Source organism: Abyssibacter profundi, from assembly GCF_003151135.1.
Lineage (GTDB): Bacteria > Pseudomonadota > Gammaproteobacteria > Nevskiales > OUC007 > Abyssibacter > Abyssibacter profundi.
The window spans coordinates 292,783-312,344 of sequence record NZ_QEQK01000001.1 but is presented as its reverse complement, the minus strand read 5'-3'; the positions used below and the strand labels follow the sequence as shown (position 1 = coordinate 312,344).

Annotated in this window: 19 protein-coding genes; 12 read left to right on the top strand and 7 right to left on the bottom strand. The window is 65.2% G+C overall.

Features of this window, described 5'->3' with window-relative positions:
* Positions 1–20 precede the first annotated feature (20 nt).
* Together DEH80_RS01360 and DEH80_RS01355 are read left to right on the top strand one after the other, a co-directional pair.
* Positions 21–1,838 carry an ABCB family ABC transporter ATP-binding protein/permease gene (locus tag DEH80_RS01360; RefSeq protein WP_109718671.1) on the top strand — a complete coding sequence of 606 codons (1,818 nt, stop codon included), beginning with the start codon at positions 21–23 and terminating at the stop codon, positions 1,836–1,838.
* Entirely contained in the window at positions 1,838–2,923 is a 1,086-nt protein-coding gene (locus tag DEH80_RS01355) for a hypothetical protein (RefSeq protein WP_109718670.1), read from the top strand. The genes DEH80_RS01360 and DEH80_RS01355 overlap by 1 nt, the downstream gene beginning before the upstream one ends.
* Here the strand turns inward: DEH80_RS01355 and pgl are convergent.
* Together pgl and zwf are read right to left on the bottom strand one after the other, a co-directional pair.
* Positions 2,908–3,600, bottom strand: a complete 693-nt coding sequence (pgl, locus tag DEH80_RS01350) for a 6-phosphogluconolactonase (protein ID WP_109718669.1) — start codon at positions 3,598–3,600, stop codon at positions 2,908–2,910. The genes DEH80_RS01355 and pgl overlap by 16 nt on opposite strands.
* The gene (gene zwf, locus DEH80_RS01345; RefSeq protein WP_109718668.1) at positions 3,590–5,065 is read right to left on the bottom strand and encodes a glucose-6-phosphate dehydrogenase; all 1,476 of its coding nucleotides are present in this window, start codon (positions 5,063–5,065) and stop codon (positions 3,590–3,592) included. Before zwf ends, pgl begins: the two co-directional genes overlap by 11 nt.
* A gap of 240 nt (positions 5,066–5,305) precedes the next feature.
* Between zwf and edd the strand changes: the two genes are divergently transcribed.
* The 5 genes from edd to DEH80_RS01320 all read left to right on the top strand — a co-directional run bounded on the left by edd (position 5,306) and on the right by DEH80_RS01320 (position 12,860).
* Positions 5,306–7,114, top strand: coding sequence for a phosphogluconate dehydratase (edd, locus tag DEH80_RS01340; protein ID WP_109718667.1), 1,809 nt, complete (start codon positions 5,306–5,308; stop codon positions 7,112–7,114).
* Positions 7,115–7,129: 15 nt separating this feature from the next.
* A complete protein-coding gene (gene eda, locus DEH80_RS01335; protein WP_109718666.1) occupies positions 7,130–7,834 on the top strand; it encodes a bifunctional 4-hydroxy-2-oxoglutarate aldolase/2-dehydro-3-deoxy-phosphogluconate aldolase in 705 nt (234 codons plus the stop codon).
* A complete protein-coding gene (ppc, locus tag DEH80_RS01330) occupies positions 7,834–10,593 on the top strand; it encodes a phosphoenolpyruvate carboxylase (RefSeq protein WP_109718665.1) in 2,760 nt (919 codons plus the stop codon). The genes eda and ppc overlap by 1 nt, the downstream gene beginning before the upstream one ends.
* A 431-nt stretch (positions 10,594–11,024) precedes the next feature.
* The gene (locus tag DEH80_RS01325) at positions 11,025–12,221 is read left to right on the top strand and encodes a hypothetical protein (RefSeq protein WP_133249074.1); all 1,197 of its coding nucleotides are present in this window, start codon (positions 11,025–11,027) and stop codon (positions 12,219–12,221) included.
* A gap of 102 nt (positions 12,222–12,323) precedes the next feature.
* Complete coding sequence (locus tag DEH80_RS01320) at positions 12,324–12,860, top strand: ECF-type sigma factor (RefSeq protein WP_165831226.1); 537 nt, start codon at positions 12,324–12,326, stop codon at positions 12,858–12,860.
* On the opposite strand, the gene DEH80_RS01315 is transcribed toward DEH80_RS01320, so the two are convergent.
* Genes DEH80_RS01315 through mtgA form a run of 3 tightly spaced genes read right to left on the bottom strand, consistent with a single transcriptional unit; the run spans position 12,843 to position 15,015 of the window.
* Positions 12,843–13,112, bottom strand: coding sequence for a hypothetical protein (locus DEH80_RS01315; protein ID WP_109718662.1), 270 nt, complete (start codon positions 13,110–13,112; stop codon positions 12,843–12,845). The genes DEH80_RS01320 and DEH80_RS01315 overlap by 18 nt on opposite strands.
* Before the next feature lie 50 nt (positions 13,113–13,162).
* On the bottom strand, positions 13,163–14,011 hold the full coding sequence (locus tag DEH80_RS01310; protein WP_109718661.1) for a hypothetical protein: 849 nt from the start codon (positions 14,009–14,011) through the stop codon (positions 13,163–13,165).
* 23 nt (positions 14,012–14,034) lie between these two features.
* Entirely contained in the window at positions 14,035–15,015 is a 981-nt protein-coding gene (gene mtgA, locus DEH80_RS01305) for a monofunctional biosynthetic peptidoglycan transglycosylase (RefSeq protein WP_109718660.1), read from the bottom strand.
* Between the two features lie 125 nt (positions 15,016–15,140).
* Between mtgA and DEH80_RS01300 the strand changes: the two genes are divergently transcribed.
* The 3 genes from DEH80_RS01300 to DEH80_RS01290 are packed head-to-tail and all read left to right on the top strand — an operon-like array spanning position 15,141 to position 16,881.
* Positions 15,141–15,719 (top strand): YceI family protein, encoded by a 579-nt coding sequence (locus DEH80_RS01300; RefSeq protein WP_109718659.1) that lies wholly within the window; start codon positions 15,141–15,143, stop codon positions 15,717–15,719.
* Between the two features lie 29 nt (positions 15,720–15,748).
* Entirely contained in the window at positions 15,749–16,321 is a 573-nt protein-coding gene (locus DEH80_RS01295; RefSeq protein WP_109718658.1) for a cytochrome b, read from the top strand.
* On the top strand, positions 16,321–16,881 hold the full coding sequence (locus DEH80_RS01290) for a YceI family protein (protein WP_109718657.1): 561 nt from the start codon (positions 16,321–16,323) through the stop codon (positions 16,879–16,881). The genes DEH80_RS01295 and DEH80_RS01290 overlap by 1 nt, the downstream gene beginning before the upstream one ends.
* Here the strand turns inward: DEH80_RS01290 and DEH80_RS01285 are convergent.
* Complete coding sequence (locus DEH80_RS01285) at positions 16,781–17,797, bottom strand: DMT family transporter (RefSeq protein ID WP_207774373.1); 1,017 nt, start codon at positions 17,795–17,797, stop codon at positions 16,781–16,783. The genes DEH80_RS01290 and DEH80_RS01285 overlap by 101 nt on opposite strands.
* Before the next feature lie 79 nt (positions 17,798–17,876).
* Between DEH80_RS01285 and DEH80_RS01280 the strand changes: the two genes are divergently transcribed.
* Both DEH80_RS01280 and DEH80_RS01275 read left to right on the top strand, forming a co-directional pair.
* A complete protein-coding gene (locus tag DEH80_RS01280; RefSeq protein ID WP_109718655.1) occupies positions 17,877–18,326 on the top strand; it encodes an SRPBCC family protein in 450 nt (149 codons plus the stop codon).
* Positions 18,323–18,670: a YceK/YidQ family lipoprotein gene (locus DEH80_RS01275; RefSeq protein ID WP_109718654.1), complete on the top strand. Its 348-nt coding sequence runs from the start codon at positions 18,323–18,325 to the stop codon at positions 18,668–18,670. The genes DEH80_RS01280 and DEH80_RS01275 overlap by 4 nt, the downstream gene beginning before the upstream one ends.
* 14 nt (positions 18,671–18,684) lie before the next feature.
* Here the strand turns inward: DEH80_RS01275 and DEH80_RS01270 are convergent, their stop codons facing one another.
* Positions 18,685–19,557 carry a lysophospholipid acyltransferase family protein gene (locus DEH80_RS01270; RefSeq protein ID WP_109718653.1) on the bottom strand — a complete coding sequence of 291 codons (873 nt, stop codon included), beginning with the start codon at positions 19,555–19,557 and terminating at the stop codon, positions 18,685–18,687.
* Between the last annotated feature and the right edge of the window lie 5 nt (positions 19,558–19,562).

Genomic DNA, 19,562 nt, shown 5'->3' with positions numbered 1-19,562 from the left:
CGCGCAGAGCGTGACCGCGCATGAGGCCATCGACCGCCGGAGCCGATGATCAGCGTCCACCCGAGCCCGGTGAATGGCGTGCCGTGGTGCGGCTCGCGCCTTATCTGCTGACATTTCGTGGCCGTGTTTTGCTGGCCACCCTGTGCCTGATCGCGGCCAAGGCAGCAACGGTGGCCTTGCCCGTCGTACTCAAACACATCGTCGATGCACTGGATGTCGCGGAGCAGACCGTCATCGTGTTGCCGTTGGCCCTGTTGTTGGCATACGGCGCGTTACGCTTTGCCACCGTGGCGTTTGGTGAGTTGCGCGATGTGGTCTTTGGCCGGGTGACCGAGCGCGCGATGAGCCGCGTGGCGCTGGAGGTTTTTGATCACCTCAATCGGCTGGATCTGGGCTTTCATCTGGCGCGGCGCACGGGCGGATTGTCGCGGGACATCGAGCGTGGCGTCGCGGGCATCCGGTTCCTGCTGCGGTTCATGGCATTCAACATCGTGCCCACGCTGATCGAGATCGGCCTGGTCGCCGGCATTCTGCTGGTGGGCTACTCCTGGACCTATGCCGCAGTCATCGCCGTGGCCGTGACCCTCTACATCGTCTTTTCCGTGGTCGTGACCGAATGGCGAACCGGCTACGTGCGTCGTCAGAACCGGCTGGCATCGCGTGCCAATACCCGCGCCATCGACGCGCTGCTGAACTTCGAGACTGTCAAATACTTCGGTAATGAGGCCTTCGAAGCTCGCCGTTACGCCGATAGCCTGGGTGAGTGGGAATCCGCCATGGCCCAGAACCGCGTGTCGCTGGCGACGCTGAACCTCGGTCAGGCGCTGATCGTGGGTGGCGCCGTGACGGTCATGATGGTGCTGGCGGGTCGTCAAGTGGTCGCGGGCACGATGACGCTGGGCGATTTGGTGCTGGTCAACGCCTACATGCTGCAGTTGTTCGTGCCGCTAAACTTTTTGGGCTTCGTCTACCGCGAGATCAAACAGGCATTGGCCGATATTGGTCGCATGTTCCGGCTCACCGATATCGAGCCGGAGGTCCAGGACCCGGAGCCCGCCGTGGACATACCCCGCGCTCCAGCCGCCATCGCCTTCGAAGACGTCCACTTCGGCTACGACAGTCGCCGGCCCATCTTGCAGGGCGTGAGTCTGGAGGTTGCGGCTGGGGAGACGGTTGCTGTGGTCGGTTCCAGCGGTGCCGGCAAGTCAACGCTTGCCCGATTGATCTTCCGTTTCTACGACGTAGACACCGGCGTCATCCGGGTTGCCGGCCATGATGTCCGCAGGCTGAGCCAGGCCAGCCTGCGCGGCAATATCGGTGTGGTCCCGCAGGACGCGGTGCTGTTCAACGATACGCTGGGCTACAACATCGCCTACGGCAATCCCCAGGCGAGCCAGCAGGCGATTGACGAGGTGTTGCGTCTGGCCCACCTGGAAGCCTTTGTCGCCAGCTTGCCGGACGGCCTGGACACCCAGGTCGGCGAACGGGGGCTCAAGCTGTCCGGCGGCGAGAAGCAACGCGTTGCCATTGCGCGCGCGGTGCTTAAGCAGCCGGGCATTCTGCTGTTCGATGAGGCCACCAGTTCGCTGGACTCGGAATCCGAGCAATCGGTGGTCCGCGCCCTGCGCGCCGTGGCGGCTGACCGGACCACGGTGATCATTGCCCATCGCCTGTCCACCGTGGCCGATGCCGACCGGATCGTGGTGCTGGAGCAGGGACGTATTGTCGAAACCGGCCATCACAGCCAGCTGCTGGCGCGTGGCGGCCGCTATGCCGATCTGTGGGCCTTGCAACAGGCCGAGCAGGCGTCGGGGCCATCTGACTCAACAGGTCGGTAATGCAGCGCGTCGGCCCTATCGCTCTCGCAGTCTTCGTCGCCGTAGCGGCATGGATCACGCTCGTCGACCGGACCCGTGAGGAGCCGACGGAGTTGTCCTGGCCCAGCGGGCAGGCTTTGCCGTCAGACTTACGCGATGACCTGATGGCCAACGCACCCGCTGAACTGCCGTATTCAGACCTGCGTGTGGACCATGCGGCAGCCTGGCTGCGGTTGGATCATCCCGATGGCCAGGCCATTCTGAATGTCGGTGGTGACGAGGATGCCGCATGGGCCAGCGTTGGCGAGGCCCGATGGGTCATCGCTTACGCCTTGCTGGCCCGGCTGCGCCAACTTGCACAGGGCAATGCCGGTCGGGAGCCGGTCAGCCTTGCACCAACCCAGAACGGGGAGATGACTGGGGCACGGAGTGTCGTTGATGGCCTGCAGGCTGCCGATGAGCCGGAGGATCACGCATTGCACTCAAGCTTACCGGCCGAACCGGTCCATCCAACCGACGCTTGGCTAGCCGCCCAGGCAGCCAGGGAAGCTTCGGACCCGGCCATCACGCTGGAGCTGCCTCGGCACTGGACATTGCGCCAGACGGTTGACGGCCAATACACAGCCGAGCGTGTGGCGGGCCGTGGCGGAGGCTGGGCTGCGCGTCTACGCAACGCCGTCGAGAATCCGGAAGGCGAGGCTGTGCTGATTCAGACCGTCGATGTGTCCGAGTGGACAGCGCCGCAACTGGAAGCCCGCTGGTGGTTGCGTGGCGCACTGGCGCGGCAAGCCGCCGGTGGACGTTGGCATGTGGAATATGCGGGCACGCGCAGACAGGAATGGCATTCCGCCCCGGGATATGGGGCGCGCGATGCGCTGACAACGGACTGGTCGGTGCATCGGGTCATCACCGGGAGCGCTGATCTACAGGGTCGGCGCGTCGAGCTGGGTATTGTGCTGGCCGGGCAGGGGGGCATCGACATGGACGATGTGCAACTCGTGCCGCACGAGCCCGCGTTACGACCTGGTGAACGGCCCACACCCAACGCCGTTCGCAATCCCGGGTTCGAGCAATGGACGGGGCAGGGCGCTCAGGGCGACCAGTAAACCTGCAGACGGGGCCCGCGATCGAACAGCACGGTGCGCACGGGCATCGCCTCGACATCGCGGTCAGCAATGGCACGTTCGAACGTCTCGCGCTTGTCATCACCCTCGATGTGCAGAAACTGATGTCGGGCGTTGTTCAGGGCCACGGGTGTTAGCGTCATCCGCGCCGTGGGCTGGCTGGGCGGGCGGACCACCTCGCAGGCGTGGTCGCTGTCCAGCACGCCGGTGAGTTCTGGCGCGTCGGGAAATAACGAGGCGGTATGGCCGTCATTGCCCATGCCGAGGACCACGACATCCAGCGGAAAACCGACCTCGGCTACGCGGGCCTCGGCCACCATCTGGCCAGATTCCGGCAATGTATGCGGCGTCTTAAGAGAGATGACATGCGCGGCGGCCGCCTGGTCGCGAACCAGTTCACGGCGGATCAGCCCAACGTTGCTGGCGGCTTCCTGTTCGTCGACCCAGCGCTCATCAGCGGGCAGGACATGAATGCTGGACCAGTTCAGCGGCAGCTTCGACAACGCGCCAAACAGGCGAACGGGTGTACGACCACCCGAAACCACCAACGAGGCCTGCTTGCGGGTATCAATCGCTTCCGCGAGTCGTTCGCCGATGCGCGCGCCTAGCGCTGCGGCCAGTGCATCTCTATCGGGAAATTCAAACCAGTCATGGGCCATCCTCCACCTCCTCGTGCCATGCAAACCCTTCCCGGGCCAGCAGCGAGACGGCTGACGACGGGCCCCAGCTTCCTGCGTTGTATCCACGCGGACGATCACCGTCGTCTTTCCAGGCCGCCAGAATGGGGTCGACCCAGCGCCAGGCGGCCTCGAGTTCATCGTTGCGCATGAACAATGTCAGATTGCCGCGAATCACCTCTGTCAGCAATCGTTCATAGGCATCTAGCGGACGCACCTTAAAGGTTCGCGCGAAGTCCAGGCGCAGGCTGACGGGTTTGAGCCGCATCGCCGGACCGGGTTGCTTGGCCAGCACATTGAGGCTGACACCTTCATCTGGCTGCAGCCTGATGACCAGCCGATTGGCAGGCAGATCGCCGAGGTCTGCTCCAAAGATATTGAGCGGGACCGGGCGGAAGTTGATGACGATCTCCGCTCGGCGCTCTGCCAGCCGCTTGCCGGTGCGCAGGAAAAACGGCACGCCGGCCCAGCGCCAGGTATCGATATGCGCCTTGATGACCGCAAAGGTTTCGGTGCGGCTGTCGGGCTCGACGCCGTCTTCGTCCAGATAGCCGGGTACGGCCTGTCCGTTAATCGCGCCGGCCCGGTACTGGCCGCGCACGGTGTCACGGATGGCCGCCTGACCGGACAGCGGTTTGAGCGCCCGCAAGACCTTGAGCTTTTCATCGCGCACGGCGTTGGCTTCGGTGGCCGTTGGGGGCTCCATGGCCACGATGCAGAGCAGCTGCAGCAGATGGTTCTGGATCATGTCCCGCATGGCGCCGGTGTGCTCGTAGTAACCGGCGCGGCCTTCCAGCCCGACCTGCTCGGCCAGGGTGATCTGCACATCGTTGATATTCGTGCGCCGCCAGAGCGGCTCGAACAAGGCATTGCCGAAGCGCAGTGCCATGAGGTTCTGGACGGTTTCCTTGCCCAGGTAGTGGTCGATCCGGAAGACCTGGTCTTCGCTAAACACCGCGCCGACACGCTGGTTGATCTCGGTCGCTGACTGCAGGTCGCTCCCCAGCGGTTTTTCCAACACGACGCGCGCCTGGGGCGTGTTCAGCCCGGCGCCAGCCAGCCCTTCACAAATGGTCGCAAACAGCTTCGGGGCGGTGGCCAGAAAGAACACCCGGCAGCGGTCCGGGTCCTGCCGATTCAGCTGGTCGGCGAGCTGGGCGAAATCGCCCGCGTCATCGGCGCTGAGCTTGACGTAGTCCAAGCGCTCCAAAAACGCGCGCAGTGCCGCGTCGTCGAGATCGCTGTCACGGACATACTGTCGGCAGGCGCCAGCCGCATGGTCGCGCATGGCGGCCTGGTCCATTGCCGAGCGTCCGGTGCAGAGAATCCGGCTGCTGCCCTGAATCTGGCCGTCCTTGTTCAGGTAGTACAACGCGGGGATGAGCTTGCGCGTGGCCAGGTCGCCCGCGCCGCCGAAAATCACCATGTCGAACGTGTCGCCGCGCATTGTTGCGCCTCCTTTGACGCCGCCGGAGCAGCTGGGGTCTCCGGCGCGTTGTTTGCATGATCTACGCCACAGCACGTTACCACCGCTGCCCGCCGGTGATTCAAGCACCCGGCCTTGACCGGCGCGTGACAAGGTCGGATGAGTGTGGTGTGGTTGAACGGACACCTCGCCGGGTAGACCGGGGGGTGTGCGCGGTGCCTGCCGGCGCCGCCAAACATCCGGTGCAGCAAGGAGCAACGCATGGTTGAACCGCTACACCCGACCGTGGCGGAAGTCACGGCACGGATCGAGTCTCGCAGCCAGGATTTGCGGGCAGGCTATCTAGAACAACTTGGTGCCGCGCGGGCACAGGGCCGGGCTCGCGGGCGCCTGTCCTGCACGAATCTGGCACATGGATTTGCAGCGGCCGGCTCGGACCAGCCCCCTTTGGCGGGGCTGCAGTGGCCCAATCTGGCCATTGTTTCGGCCTATAACGACATGTTGTCCGCGCACCAGCCCCTGGGCGCCTATCCCGAGCTGATCAAGGCCGCTGCGCGCGAAGTGACGGCCACGGCCCAGTTCGCCGGGGGCGTGCCCGCCATGTGCGATGGCGTCACCCAAGGCCAGCCGGGGATGGAGCTCAGCCTGTTGTCCCGCGACGTCATTGCCATGGCCACCGCCATCGCGCTGTCCCACGATATGTTTGACGGCACGTTGGCGCTGGGTGTTTGCGACAAAATCGTTCCCGGGCTGGTCATCGGCGCGCTGAGCTACGGTCATCTGCCCACGGTGTTCGTGCCGGCCGGGCCCATGACCTCCGGGCTGGCGAATGATGAAAAAGCGCGTATTCGCCAGCAGTTTGCCGAGGGCAAGATCGGTCGGGCCGAGCTGCTGGAGGCGGAATCACGGGCCTATCATGGTCCCGGCACCTGCACGTTCTACGGAACGGCCAACTCCAACCAGATGTTGATGGAGGTCATGGGCCTTCACCTGCCGGGCACCGCCTTCGTGAACCCGAATACGCCCCTGCGCGATGCGCTGACCGCCGAGGCGGCGCGGCAATGTGGTCGGCTGGCCCATGCGGCCGAGCGCGGGATCGGTGACATGCTCGACGCGCGCGCCTTCGTCAACGCCATCGTGGGGCTGCTGGCCACGGGTGGTTCAACGAATCACACCCTGCATCTGGTGGCGATGGCACGGGCTGCCGGGCTGATCGTTACCTGGGATGACTTCGGCGCCTTGTCGGCGGTGACCCCGTCGCTGGCGAAGATCTACCCCAATGGCAGCGCGGATGTGAACCACTTTCACGCCGCCGGCGGCATGGGTTTTCTTATGGCCGAGTTGCTGCGCGGCGGGCTGCTGCACCCAGATGTCGAGACCGTCGTCGGCTCCGGCCTGTCGGCCTATACCCGCGAACCGAGACTGGCAGAGGATGGTCGTGTCGAATGGGTGGACGCGCCGGCTCAAAGCGGTGACACCGATGTGCTGCGCGGTCTGGACAACCCCTTCGCGCCCACGGGTGGGCTACGCGTGCTTGATGGCAATCTCGGCCGTGGAGTGATCAAGGTATCGGCGGTTAAGCCGGAGCACCGCGTCATCGAAGCGCCGGCCATGGTCTTCGAGGATCAGCAGGCGCTGATCGACGCATTCCAGGCCGGGCGCATGAACCATGACCTGGTCGCGGTGGTACGCGGTCAGGGGCCCAAAGCCAACGGCATGCCGGAACTGCACAAGCTCACCCCGCAGCTCGGTGTCTTGCAGGATCGCGGCTTCAAGGTGGCGCTGGTCACCGACGGGCGCATGTCAGGCGCATCCGGCAAGGTGCCGGCCGCCATCCATGTCACCCCGGAGGTGGCCGACGGCGGACCGTTGGGCAAGGTGCGAGACGGCGATGTGATTCGCCTGGACGGTGAGCGCGGCACCTTGGAAGCGCAGGTCTCCGCGTCGGTTTGGGCCATGCGTGAGGTCGCGGCGGTGCCGACCAGCCCGCCCGGTTACGGACGCGAGTTGTTCTCCGCGTTGCGTGCGGCCAATAACGGCGCCGAGGCCGGTGCCGCCAGCCTGTTCTGATTCGAGGAGTTCGCGATGACACTCATGGAGTTGTTGCACGCGGCACCGGTGATTCCGGTGCTGGTCATTGAGTCGCCGGACGACGCCGTACCGCTGGCCGAGGCGCTGGTCAGCGGGGGGCTGCCCAATCTGGAGATCACGCTGCGCACGCCAGCGGCGTTGACGGCCATCGAACGGATTGCGCGTCAGGTGCCGGATGCCCGGGTGGGCGTGGGGACCGTGCGCAGCGACGCTGATATCCGCGCGGCCTGGGATGCCGGTGCCAGTTTTGCGGTCTCGCCGGGGCTGCCGCCCTCGCTACGTGCAATCGAGCACCCGATTCCACTGCTGCCTGGCGTGATGACGCCGACCGAAGTGATGACGGCCTACGAGCTGGGTTTTCACGCCATGAAGCTGTTTCCCGCCAAGCTGGCGGGCGGCTCGGATTTCTTGCGGGCAATCGCCGGACCCATCCCCGATGCCGTGTTCTGCCCCACCGGCGGTATTCGCGAAGAGGACCTGCCGCGTTATCTGGCGCTGCCCAATGTGGCCTGCGTCGGCGGCACCTGGATGGCGCCAGCCGATGCCCTGGCGCGCAAGGATTGGGGGTTGATCGAGACATTAGCGCGTCGCGCCGTGCAGATCGCCCACGACGAACCGACCACCACCGGTCAGGCTGCCGGCGTGCAACCGCAGGCTGGTGAAGAAGACCCTGGAGCTGCTCTGGAGACCCTGCGCTGATGAACGAACTTGCCATGGACCCTGAAGACTTCGCCCTGCGTGCCCGCGTCAAGCTGCTGGGCAAGCTCCTGGGGCAGGTCATTGCCCGGCACGCCCGGCCCGGGGTGTTCGAAGTGGTCGAGGAGCTGCGTACCGGCTTTATCGCGCTACGAAACGGCGAGCGGGACGGCCTGGAGGGCCTGGATCGCATGATCCGCGCCCTGGATGCCGAGACCCTGATGCAGGTGGTCCGCGCGTTCACAATTTACTTCCAGTTGGTGAACATCGCCGACGAGCTGTACCAGCACCGGGCGCGGCGCCAGCAGGTGGCCCAGGGTGGCCGGCTGTGGGTGGGGTCTTTTGATGATGCGCTGGCTTCGGCCGTGGAATCCGGGCTGGACGCCACGGCCATGTCCGAGCTGCTGGGGCGCATGCGCTACAACCCCGTGTTCACCGCGCACCCCACCGAGGCCAAGAGTCGCACGGTCATGGAGGCGCTGCGGCGCATTTTCGTCCTCAACGAGCGGCTGGAGGATGGCGAGTCGTCCGAGATCGTCGAGGCCATTGGCCGCGAGATCCAGACGCTGTGGAAGACCGAGGAACTGCGTGGGCAGCGGCCGACGGCGGAGGACGAAATCCGCAACACGCTGCACTATTTCAACCAGTCGATCATCCAGGCCGTGCCGGTGCTTTGTCGCAACCTGGAGCGCGCCCTCGGTCGCAGCTACGAGCAACGTATTCGCTTTCCGGCTTTTCTACGCTTTGGTTCCTGGGTGGGCGGAGACCGCGACGGCAACCCCTTCGTGACAGTGAATACCTCCTGGTATGCGTTGCGCATGCAGATTCGTGAGGTGCTCACCTATTACCTGCGTCAAACCGATGTGCTGGCCGATGAGCTGTCGCATTCACGGCGCTGGTGTGCGCCCACCCCCGCCTTCGAAGCCTCGCTGGCCGAGGATGAGGCCGAGTACCTCAACCGGACCGGCGCCTTGCCTGAGCGCTTTGCCCAGGAGCCGTACCGTCGCAAGCTCTACCTGATGCGCGAACGGCTGACGGCCATGGTCGAGCAGGTCCAGGTCGAACTGGAAAACCGCGCCCAGCGGTCTCGCCGTGCTTCGGGCGGCTATGCCTCGGTGGCCGATTTCATTGATGACCTGCGGCTGATTCATCAGTCGCTGTGCAGCCACGGCGACGACAACATCGCCAATCGCCGGCTCAAGGATCTGATCTTCGCCGCCGAGGCCTTCGGATTCTCGCTGGCCCGGTTGGACCTGCGCCAGGAGTCGCCGCGCCATGAGGAGGCGGTGGCCGACCTGCTGCGCGAGGCGGGACGCTGCGAAGACTACGCCGCGCTGGACGAGCCGCAGCGCATGGAATTGCTCACCCGGATCGTCGAGAACCCGCCGTCACCACCACCGCTGGAATTCTTCAGCGAGTCGGTGCGTCAGGTACTGGCGCCGATCCAGATGATGGCCCAGGCGCAGAATGTCTTTGGTGAGGAGACTTTCGGCGCCTATGTGATCTCCATGGCTCACAGTGCCAGCGATGTGATGGAAGTCTTGGCGCTGGGGTCGGTTTACGGCCTCACGGGCTGGCAGGCCGATGGCGCGGTCTGCCGGATGCGAATCGCGCCGCTGTTCGAAACCATCGAGGATCTGGCCCACATCCGGCCCGTGATGCAGGCCTTGCTGGCCAACCCGGTGTACCGGCAGATGCTCGAGGCCTCTGGCGGGGATCAGGAGGTCATGCTGGGGTATTCGGATTCCTGCAAGGATGGCGGCATCCTCGCTTCGAGCTGGAACCTTTATAACGCCCAGCGCGAAGTCACCACACTTTGTCGTGAGCAGGGCGTGGGTTGCCTGCTATTCCACGGCCGTGGCGGCACCGTCGGTCGCGGTGGCGGCCCGACGCATTCGTCGATTCTGGCCCAGCCGCCAGACACCGTGAACGGGCGGATCAAGTTCACCGAGCAGGGTGAGATGATCTTCTACCGCTACAACAACCCCGAGACCGCGGTCTACGAGCTGACGGTGGGGGTGAGCGGGGTGATCAAGCATGCGCTGTACGCCGACGACGCACCCCAGGCCCACCTCGACGCCATGGCGCGTCTGGCCGCCGAGGGCGAGGCCTGGTACCGGGAGCTGACCGAGCACACGGAAGGCTTTTTTGACTATTTCTACGATGCCACGCCGGTCGCAGAGATCGGCTCGCTAAACATTGGCTCGCGCCCCAGCCACCGCAAGAAGGCCGAGCGGGGCAAATATTCGATTCGCGCCATTCCCTGGGTGTTTGCCTGGGCGCAGTCGCGGCACACACTGCCGGCTTGGCTGGGTGTGGGCACGGCGCTGGAGCGTTTCCAGGCCGAGCACCCGGATGCCACGACCCTGCTGCGGGAGATGGCCGAACAATGGCCGTACTTCGCCAACTTTTTGAACAACACGCAGATGGCCTTGACCAAGGCAGACATGGACATTGCCCGCCGCTATGCCGAACTCGCCCCCGATCAGGCGAAGGCGCAGGCCATTTTCTCGGTGATTGAGGCCGAGTACCGCCGTGCCTGCACAGAGATTTTGCGGATCACCGGGCAGGCGCAGTTACTGGGCGAAGACCCCGCCCTCGGCCGGTCGCTGGAACGGCGCAGGCCGTATCTCGATCCGCTGAACGCGATCCAGACCCTGCTGATCGAACGGTGTCGGGAGCGCCCGGACGAGCCGGTGTGGAAGGAAGCGCTGCTGCGATCGATCAATGGCATCGCAGCCGGCATGCGAAATACCGGGTAGCGCAGATAAAAATTTCGGGCGGATGTCCGGTTTTGTCGACGGAATGCGTTTTATGACCTGACGCGTGTGGTTCCCAGAGGTCCTCCGGTCTCTGACACGCGTCGGGACGTGCGTCGGTCACCTTGGTGATCTTCGCTCCCCCTAATTCCGGCGGTGGTGGCGACCACCGCCGGTTTTTTTTGCCTGCGTCCTGCCCTGTTGTTCGGCGCGTCAGCCCAGCTCCGTCCTGCAGGGGCGACGACCGGTGGTTTTGACCGTGACCAACGGAGGGGTCCACGGGGTTAAATCGCGCGCCAGTTCTCGAATTCTTCAGCCCCGATCCCTTAATCTGTGCGGCGTTGCGCTGTGGCTGCGGTCATCACTGGATGCCGGCGGCCACTTCAAATTGACTGAGTGACAGCGGCCCTGCAGATGCGGGCCAGGGTAGTGCGGTGAAGTGCCTCGGGCTGTCTGCTCGCGCCATGCGCCGGTTGTTGCTTGGCCTATCCGTCGCCCTGCCAGGCGCGGCACAGGCCGTGGATAACCCGCCCATCGGCGTGCAGTGGATTCAACATATCAACGGGTCCGCCATTCGCCTGACGGCCGATGGTTGGGAGGCGGGTATCCGTTCGCAGGCCCGCGAACCCGATCGGCTGTGGCTGCAGCCGGATGCGCGGGTGCGCGATGTGTCTGACCTATCGCTCGCCGGCGACTTCGCATGGCGCGATGACAGTCTCAGTGTGGTCTCGCGCATCGACTACCACTCGCTGGCGCCTCGCCCTGCCTTCAACCATCGCAAGCGTCAGGACGCCAGCCTGCAGACATCGGTGCAGCGGCGGTTCGGGGTCTGGCGCGTTGCGGTGGACTGGCAGCAGTTTGGCGAGGACTACGCCTTGCCAACCGATATTTGGTTTGCCGGCGACCGCGAGCGTCGCGCGCTGCGTGTCGAACGCCCCTGGGCGGGGGGGCAGATCAATCTCGGCTTGGCGGAGCAAGTGCAGCAACGTTCCAAACCGCAGCGTACCCGTACGCAGCGACGCTGGGTGGGCTGGCATGGCATCCGTCGCGGTGGGCGCAGCCTGCGTGTCGAACTGGAGCATCTGGATCGCGCGCCGGCCGGCGTGGCGGTGGGCTGGAGGCAACAAACCGAAACACGTCTGCGCCTGGGCATGGGGCAGCAGCTGGGCCGGGTGCTGCTCAACCTCAATACCGAATGGTTTCACCAGCAGACACGCAGGCATCAGACCCGGTCGCTCACCCGGGCCGGCATTGTGAACCTGTCTGCCGAGTTGCCGTGGCGTCGCCTGCGGCTGCGGGCGTGGACCACCGCGTCGAATTATGACCTGGCGGCCGGACACAACATGGCCGTACATGCGGGGGTTCAGGCCATCGCCGACACCCTGTGGTCGGACGTTCATCTTGAAGTTGGGGTGGACCGCGCCTATCGCGACCAGGTCTGGGCGCAGGCTTCGGTGACCGAATCCCATGCGAACGGCCGCCTGCGCTGGACGCCTCGGCATTTAGGGGGCTATTTCTCGCCAAGCGCCCGGCCCTCACTGGAACTGGTCGCCGACTTGCGCGAGCGCCGCAGCGGTGGCGACGCTGAGCTGGCCGATCCCACGCTCATGCTGATCTGGACTGTGCGCTGATGCTCAAAGCGACCAGGGCCTGGGCCTTAGGATGAGACCCAGTTCCGGTGTCGGGGTGCAGGGACGCTAGGATGAGCCCGGGGTTCAACGCGACGGATGGCCGTGGAACACGCGATTCAAACTGATGCGCTGGTGGAGCTGTGTTACAGCCGGCTCAAGCACACCGCACGCCGGGAGCTACGGCGCTGGCCGGGGGCGGCTAATCCCCAGACCACCGAACTGGTGCACAGCGCCTACCTGCGATTGGCGACCGACCATCGCTGGGCCAGTGTCGAGGATTTCATGGCTGCCGCCGCCAACTGCGTGCGACAGGTTCTGGTCGACGAAGCCCGTGCCCGAACGGCGCTCAAGCGGGGGGGCAAACAGCCTGCGCTGTCGTTGGACGCCCTGGGCGATGTCGGTGTCGATGAAGATGCCGAACTGGTTGAACTGGACGAGGCGCTGTCCCAGCTGGATAGCCTGGAGCCTCGGTTGGCGCGGGTGGTCGAATGCCGCTTTTTCGCAGGATTCTCCAATGCCGAGACCGCGCAGATTCTCGGTTTGACCGAACGCACGATACGCCGTGACTGGATCAAGGCACGCGCGTGGTTGCGCGTGGTCCTCAAGGAATCCGGGTCAGGCTCAGCCGCGGATTCTTAGGCGCGGCTGATGCGGCAGCAGACCCTGCGTGGCGGCTGGCCGCGTCGGCGGTGATCTGCGGATGAGCAGCCCGCGTGACTCGGTGTCTGGCGCAAGCTGCGCGGCCTTGATCAAGGCTCGCACGGGTGTCGCCAAATCGGCGGGCAGCGACCTCAGCATCTGATCCGGACAGTCTGCGGTGCAAACCGCATCAAAGGTTTCGAAGATTTGGCGCCAGGCATACAGAGGCGCTCGGTCGGTATCGGGTCTCATGACTGCCTATGCGAAATTCGCACGCCCATGCGGCCATCTGCCCGATGCAGCTAGCCTGGTGGCGCGGCCGGAACGAAGGCGGCGCTGTGCGCGGTCTCTGGCAGGTTCTCTGCCCGGGCCTCGTAGATTTCGCGATACGCGACGTACACCACCACCGACGCAAACCCGAACCCCAGAATGGTGATGGGCCCCGGCAGCAGCGCAGCCAGCAGCATGAGGGGCAGGCCCACATAACAGCGGCGGATGGGCCCGAGATTGCGCTGCACGCCCAGGGCCGACAGCCTGATCGCCTGCACCCGGTCGGACTCGGTGCGCATCAGCACAGGAATGGCGAACAACTCGGCCAGGGCCACCGCGAGCGGCGACGCCAGTACCGCATACCAGACATGCTCGGCGCAGCCGATGAGCAGCCAGGCAATGGGGCCAGACGGCTCCCAGAGCACGGGTGGTGACTGCTCCGGCTCGGCGGGCACCAGCAGCCACTCGGTGAGCGCCAGCAGGGCCACCTGCGCACCGCAGAGCACGCCGCCGTAGATCAGCATGGTCCGCAGTGATAGCGGGCCGATGAGGCGACGTGACGACCCCAGGAACAGGTCGCGCCACAGCGCAAAGGCATTGCGGCTGTGATCCGCAGCGTAGGCCACGCCCATGATGGCCGCCATGAACCACGGCGCGGTGGCGCAGATCGCCAGCACCATCGTCAGCCAGGTGATCAGGCCCCAGGGGTCATCCAGCGCTGGGGTGCCGTGATGGTCGATGAGTTCGATGGCGGCACCATAGAGCAGGCAGCCAATCACGGCCGTCAGCAGCTTGCGGCGGATGAGCGACCAGGCCGTGCGCAGCCAGCGATTGCGAATGTCGCGGGGGTGACCCGGCAGGCGACGGGGTTCGAACTCCATGCGATGTGTCGAAAAGTGCGGGTCTAGCGACCGACCGTGGGGGCCATCTGGCTCAGAATCCAGGCCTGCTGGCCGCGCGTGTAATCCGTTGGCGGATCGATGCGGTAACGGGTGGGGGCGGGCAGTAGCACGGCCAGCCAGGCGGCATCGCTGCGACTGAGCTGCGAGGCCGGTTTGCCGAAGTAGTGCTGCGCCGCAGCCTCAATGCCATACAGGCCATCGCCAAACTGGGCGAGATTCAGATACAGCGTCAGCGTGCGCTCCTTGGTCCAGACCAATTCGGCGACCACGGTCAGCCAGGCCTCGATCGCCTTGCGGACGACACTGCGATGCGGAGTCAGCCAGAGATTCTTCACGGTTTGCTGGGTAATGGTGCTGGCCCCGCGTAGGGCCTCGCCGCGTTGATGCGCCTCCCAGGCCTTGCGCATGGACTCCACGTCGAACCCGAAATGTTGGCGGAATCGCTGATCTTCAGCAGCGATGACCGCGGCGAAGGCGGTGTCGGCGATGGCATCGGCATCGACCCATTGCTGGGTGACCGGGCGCTCGTTGGCCAGGGCGTCCTGGACCATGAAGGCCGAGGTTGGCGGGTTGATCACCGCCCAAGGGGCGATCAGCGCCAGGCTGGCCAGTACCAGGGCCAACACGCTCCAGCCCAGCCAGCGGATCGGTGCCGGGACCGTGCGCTTCACCTTGTAAATGGCCCGCGCCGGCTGGGCCGGTGGCAGGGTGCGCATCCTGGGCGCTGCCGTGCCGCGGGTCGGTGTCGTCGGTGTCTGGGCGGGCTGGCGCGGTGGCGTCATCTCCGTGGTCAGGTCGTTAATGGGGTCATCGTCCTGCGGGGGCGTCGAACTGGCCGGTGGAGGCGACGAGGGGGGCTCGGCCAGGCTGTCGACGGGGTCGGCCACCGGCGCGAGCAGTCGCTCGGCGCGCCCGGGTGGCAGCGGGCGAAACTCGCCGTCGTCATCCAGGCTGGGGGCGATGCGGCGCGGCTTGTCCGGCATCAGACGACCTCCGTGCGGCTGGGGTGACAGTTCATCGATTTTGAAGTGAACACGCTGAAAGCTTCGCTTTTATTCTCAAGGGGGCTTGGTTACCTTGCCTGGGTCATTCCTACAAGGAGCGTTACATGGCCCGTTTACTCACACTCGCAGCGGCTAGCCTGCTCATGGTCGGCACGGCAAGCGCCGCACCGGTCAAGTATAGCTTTGACCAGTCCCACACCGTCGTCAGCTTCGGCTGGAACCATCTCGGCTTTTCCAATCCCTCGGCCCGCCTGACCGATTTCACGGGTGGCGTGGCCATCGACGAGAGCGACCTGACGCAGTCAATCGTGCAGCTGGACTTCCGGGTCGTGGACATTGATCCCGGTCATGGTGAGTTCTTCAAGCACCTGATGAGCGAGGACTTTTTTAACGCCAAGCAGTATCCCACCGGCAAGTTCATCTCCACGGCCATCACCAAGACGGGCGACAACAGCTTCAAGGTGGTGGGTGATCTGACCCTGCATGGCCAGACGCACCCGGTCACGCTCGATGCCACGCTGAACAAGCAGGGCAAGCATCCCTTCGCCGACAAGTACGTCATGGGCTTTGACGCCAGCGGCACGCTCAAGCGTAGCCAGTGGGGTCTGGACAAATATGTGCCCGCCGTCAGCGATGAAATCACGCTGGAGATCACCACAGAGCTGACCAAGCCGGCCAAGTAAGGCTGCGCAGCGACCCGCCGGAGGCAGGCATGCAGATTCGCAATACGCGACAGCGATGGGGTGCCGCAGCGCAGTTGCTGCACTGGAGTATCGCGGCCGCAGTGCTGGTCATGCTGGGTCTGGGCTGGTGGGCGGAAAGCCTGGGTTACAGCAAGCTCAAAGTGGACTTGTTCTGGGTGCATAAGTCGCTGGGCATGTTGGTGCTTGCCGCCATGACGCTGCGGTTGCTGTGGCGGCTGACCAACCCGGCCCCTGCGCTGCCCGGTGGCCTCAAGGCCTGGGAGCGCGGGGCGGCGCATGTCACCCACTACGGGCTTTATGTGCTGTTACTGGCCATGCCGCTCTCCGGCTGGGTGATTAACTCGGCGGCGAACTTCCCGCTCAGCGTATTCGGCTGGTTCGAAGTGCCGGCGATTGTGGGGCCGGATGACGATCTCAAGTCGCTGGCCAGCGATGTGCATGGCGTGTTGGCCTGGACCATCGTCGGCGTGTTGGTGCTGCACGTAGCTGCAGCGCTTAAGCATCACTTCGTGCTGCGGGATGATGTGCTGCGACGCATGTTGCCGGGTGTTCGGCTGCGCGGTTCCGACGGAGAGATCTAATGCGGCGGCTCGTCACCTTGTTGCTGGTCCTGTGGGCCGGCGTGGCCCAGGCCAGCGAGTGGTCGATCGACCATGCCAACAGCCGGCTGGGCTTTGAGGCCACGCAGTCGGGCGCCAAGTTCTCTGGTGAGTTCCAGCGCTTCGAGGCCACCATGCGCTTCGACCCGGCTGCGCTGGATGAGGCGCTGTTCGACGTGACGGTGGACGTGACCTCCTTCGACTCTAACAGTCAGGACCGCGATTCCACCGTCGCCGGCAAGGACTGGTTCTGGTTCAAGCGTTTTCCGGAGGCCCGCTTTGTCACCGAGCGCTTCGAGGCGCTGGGTGATGAGCGCTACCAAGCCACCGGCATGCTGACCATCAAGGGCGTCGGGCGGTCAATCGAGCTGCCCTTTCGCTGGATCATCGATGGCAACACCGCGACGATGCGAGGCGATGTCACCCTGACCCGCACCGCGTTCAACGTCGGCGAGGGTGAGTGGTCTGATGGCAGCACCGTGGGGCTTCAGGTGGATGTGCAGGTGCGCCTGAACCTGACTCGGGTGTCGGCGGGCGGGTAACGCCGGGCGTGTTCTGCCGGCAGATCACGATGCCGGCCAGGACCAGCCCCCCACCCAGGGCCTGCCACAGGCCGAATGGCTCGGTGAGCAGCATCCAGGCGAACAGGGCAGCCGCAACCGGCTGAATGAGCAGGCTCACCGACGAGAACTGGGTGCTGAGGTGACGTAGCGACCAGGCGATCAGGCCCTGGCCACAGACATGACTGACGAACGCCAGCCCCAGCAGCACGGCCCAGTCCTCGCGCGTCTGCGGCCAGAGAGTCTCGCCGCTCAGCCAGGCCAGCGGCGCGAGTAGCACGGCGCCGACGACGGTGGCTGCGGCCATGACACTGATCACCGAGTGGCGTTCACGCGCTGCGGCCACGGTCAGAATGTATCCGGCATAAAAGCAGGCCGTGAGCACGCCCAGTAGGTCGCCGCCAAGCTGCTGCAGTGACACGCTCAGACTATCGGCCAGCAGCACGGTGGCACCCGCCATGGCCAGGCTTAGCCCCGCGACAAAACCACGCGACAGGCGCACGCCCAGCCAGATCACCGAGATCACCGCGACCAGTGCCGGTTGTAGATTCGCCAGCAAGGTGGCGTTGGCCACGCTGGTCAGATGAATGGCCTGATGCCACACCGCCAGATCACCCGCAAAGAGCAGGCCCGGCCACAGCAGGCGCCAGCTTGGGCGCTCGCGCCGGAATGACCAGGCCAGCAGCAGGAGCGGACTGGCCAGCGCCAACCGCCAGAATGCGGCGGCCGTCGGGCCAACATCGGTGAGCCGGACGAAAATAGGAGCCAGGCCGATGCAGAGCGTGCCGAGAACAAGTGCGCAGAGCGGCCAGCGGGGCGTCGCGGAGGGCATGGCCACGAGCATGCCGGAATCACATGCCGACGTGAACTGGCGAGGCCCCAAGAAATCCCCAGGCATTCGATGCCGCCTTGCCTGGCTGAATTTCCGGCGCTAGCTTGGTGGTGGGAATCAACCCTAATGCGCCGGGGAGCCTGCCATGCATTACAGCGTTTCTGTCGTGATCGATCAGCCGCGTGACCGGGTCGCACAGCTATTGCAGGACCCAGATGCGCTGCCGCATTGGCAGAAGGGCTTTGTGTCCATTACGCCGCAGCAGGGGGAGCCCGGCGCGCCAGGTTCGACAGCCATGCTCGCCTACCAGATGGGCAAGCGAGAGCTCAGCATGCTGGAGACGATGGAATCAACCGACTGGCCGGCGGGGTGGATCGCAACCTATGAGGCCGATGGCGTCTGGAACAGGCAGGTCAATCGATTGATCGAGCAGGCCGGACAGACGCGCTGGGAGTCTGACTGCGAGTTTCGATTCTCAAGCCTGCCCATGCGCTGCATGGGGTGGCTCATGCCCTGGGCGTTTCGCAAGCAGACGCGCTCCTATTTACTCGATTTCAAGCGCTACGCGGAAACCGGCGAGGCGGTTCGCCCATGAGGGCCGGGCTGCTCGTCTTGTTGGCGGCGAGTTGCCTGCTGAGCCTGTCCGGCTGCGCGACCCACAACACGCTGCGCTATGGGCCGCCAGCCGCCCCCAAGGTCTACTCGGGTACCCGGCTGAATGCGGCGGTTCTGAGCGCAGACGGCCCAACACTGGATCGGCTGGCAGAGTCGGGTGTGATGCCGCCCCACTATCCGTTCCCGTTGATGCCGGTGATACACGCCGGCGACCGGGAGCAGGCCCTGCTGGACCTCGTGCCTAGCGCGCTTGCAGATACCCTGCTGTTGCCCGTGACCGTGCCGCACGCGCTTGCGCTACGCTGGGGCGACTCTGCCGATTAACCCGGCCGGCGGAGTCAGGGGGTGCGATAAAACGCCGCTGCGCCTGGCGGCCGGCGCCGAAACCGCTTGTAGCCCCACCAGTACTGGTCCGGGCAGCGGCGGATACAGGCTTCGACTCCAGCATTGAGGGCTTGCGTCGCGCGCTGAATATCCCGGTCGTCGATGCCCTCGGGTGCCGGACAGAAGTGCGTCACATAGCCACGGCCCCACGGCAGGCGCTCGCCGACATAAAACACCACCCGTGCGCCGGTCGACTGCACCAGTCTGGCGACGAGCTTGGGTGTATGAGCGGGAATGCCGAAGAGCGGTGCGTACACGCCGCGGCCGGCAGGCGGGTCTTGGTCTGGCAAAAAGTAGGCAATTCCGTTGTCGCGTAGCTGCGGCAGCAGGGCCCGGACCGTCACGCTGCCTTCCGTTGGCACCATGCGCGCGCCGAAGCGGGTGCGGCCCTCGATAGAGAGGCGATTGAGGCTGCCGGGCTGGGGCTTGTAGAGGCCAACCATGCTGTGCTGGCGCGACAGCATGAGCGCCGGCACCTCAAAGCTGCCGAGATGAGGTGTGAGCAACAGAACACCCCGACCAGCTGCCAGTGCGGCGTCGAGATGCTCCAGACCCCGCATTTCACGCATCAGGCGCTGCAGGCGGCGTTCGCTGCCCATCCAGATCACCGGCGACTCGAACAGGGTTTTCAGCTCATGGCCCAGCGACCGTCGGGCGCGGCGATGCAGCGCGGGCTTGGGTAGCTCGGGGAAGCAGTGACGCAGATTGGTGAGCACCACTTCGCGCCGACGATTGGGAATCCACCACAGCAGCCAGCCCAGGGCCGCCGCAAGCGCATGCAACAGCGGCAGGGGCAGGTGCGAGAGCAGGCGAAACAGCGGGCGCATCAAAA

Excerpts from the sequence above, each read along its gene's own strand:
- edd (WP_109718667.1), top strand. The coding sequence starts at position 5,306 with ATGGTTGAACCGCTACACCCGACCGTGGCGGAAGTCACGGCACGGATC.
- DEH80_RS01280 (WP_109718655.1), top strand. The coding sequence starts at position 17,877 with ATGCATTACAGCGTTTCTGTCGTGATCGATCAGCCGCGTGACCGGGTC.
- DEH80_RS01315 (WP_109718662.1), bottom strand. The coding sequence starts at position 13,112 with ATGAGACCCGATACCGACCGAGCGCCTCTGTATGCCTGGCGCCAAATC.
- mtgA (WP_109718660.1), bottom strand. The coding sequence starts at position 15,015 with ATGCCGGACAAGCCGCGCCGCATCGCCCCCAGCCTGGATGACGACGGC.
- DEH80_RS01295 (WP_109718658.1), top strand. The coding sequence starts at position 15,749 with ATGCAGATTCGCAATACGCGACAGCGATGGGGTGCCGCAGCGCAGTTG.
- eda (WP_109718666.1), top strand. The coding sequence starts at position 7,130 with ATGACACTCATGGAGTTGTTGCACGCGGCACCGGTGATTCCGGTGCTG.
- DEH80_RS01355 (WP_109718670.1), top strand. The coding sequence starts at position 1,838 with ATGCAGCGCGTCGGCCCTATCGCTCTCGCAGTCTTCGTCGCCGTAGCG.
- DEH80_RS01300 (WP_109718659.1), top strand. The coding sequence starts at position 15,141 with ATGGCCCGTTTACTCACACTCGCAGCGGCTAGCCTGCTCATGGTCGGC.
- DEH80_RS01275 (WP_109718654.1), top strand. The coding sequence starts at position 18,323 with ATGAGGGCCGGGCTGCTCGTCTTGTTGGCGGCGAGTTGCCTGCTGAGC.
- DEH80_RS01270 (WP_109718653.1), bottom strand. The coding sequence starts at position 19,557 with ATGCGCCCGCTGTTTCGCCTGCTCTCGCACCTGCCCCTGCCGCTGTTG.
- zwf (WP_109718668.1), bottom strand. The coding sequence starts at position 5,065 with ATGCGCGGCGACACGTTCGACATGGTGATTTTCGGCGGCGCGGGCGAC.
- DEH80_RS01310 (WP_109718661.1), bottom strand. The coding sequence starts at position 14,011 with ATGGAGTTCGAACCCCGTCGCCTGCCGGGTCACCCCCGCGACATTCGC.
- ppc (WP_109718665.1), top strand. The coding sequence starts at position 7,834 with ATGAACGAACTTGCCATGGACCCTGAAGACTTCGCCCTGCGTGCCCGC.
- DEH80_RS01285 (WP_207774373.1), bottom strand. The coding sequence starts at position 17,797 with ATGCCTGGGGATTTCTTGGGGCCTCGCCAGTTCACGTCGGCATGTGAT.
- DEH80_RS01360 (WP_109718671.1), top strand. The coding sequence starts at position 21 with ATGAGGCCATCGACCGCCGGAGCCGATGATCAGCGTCCACCCGAGCCC.
- pgl (WP_109718669.1), bottom strand. The coding sequence starts at position 3,600 with ATGGCCCATGACTGGTTTGAATTTCCCGATAGAGATGCACTGGCCGCA.
- DEH80_RS01290 (WP_109718657.1), top strand. The coding sequence starts at position 16,321 with ATGCGGCGGCTCGTCACCTTGTTGCTGGTCCTGTGGGCCGGCGTGGCC.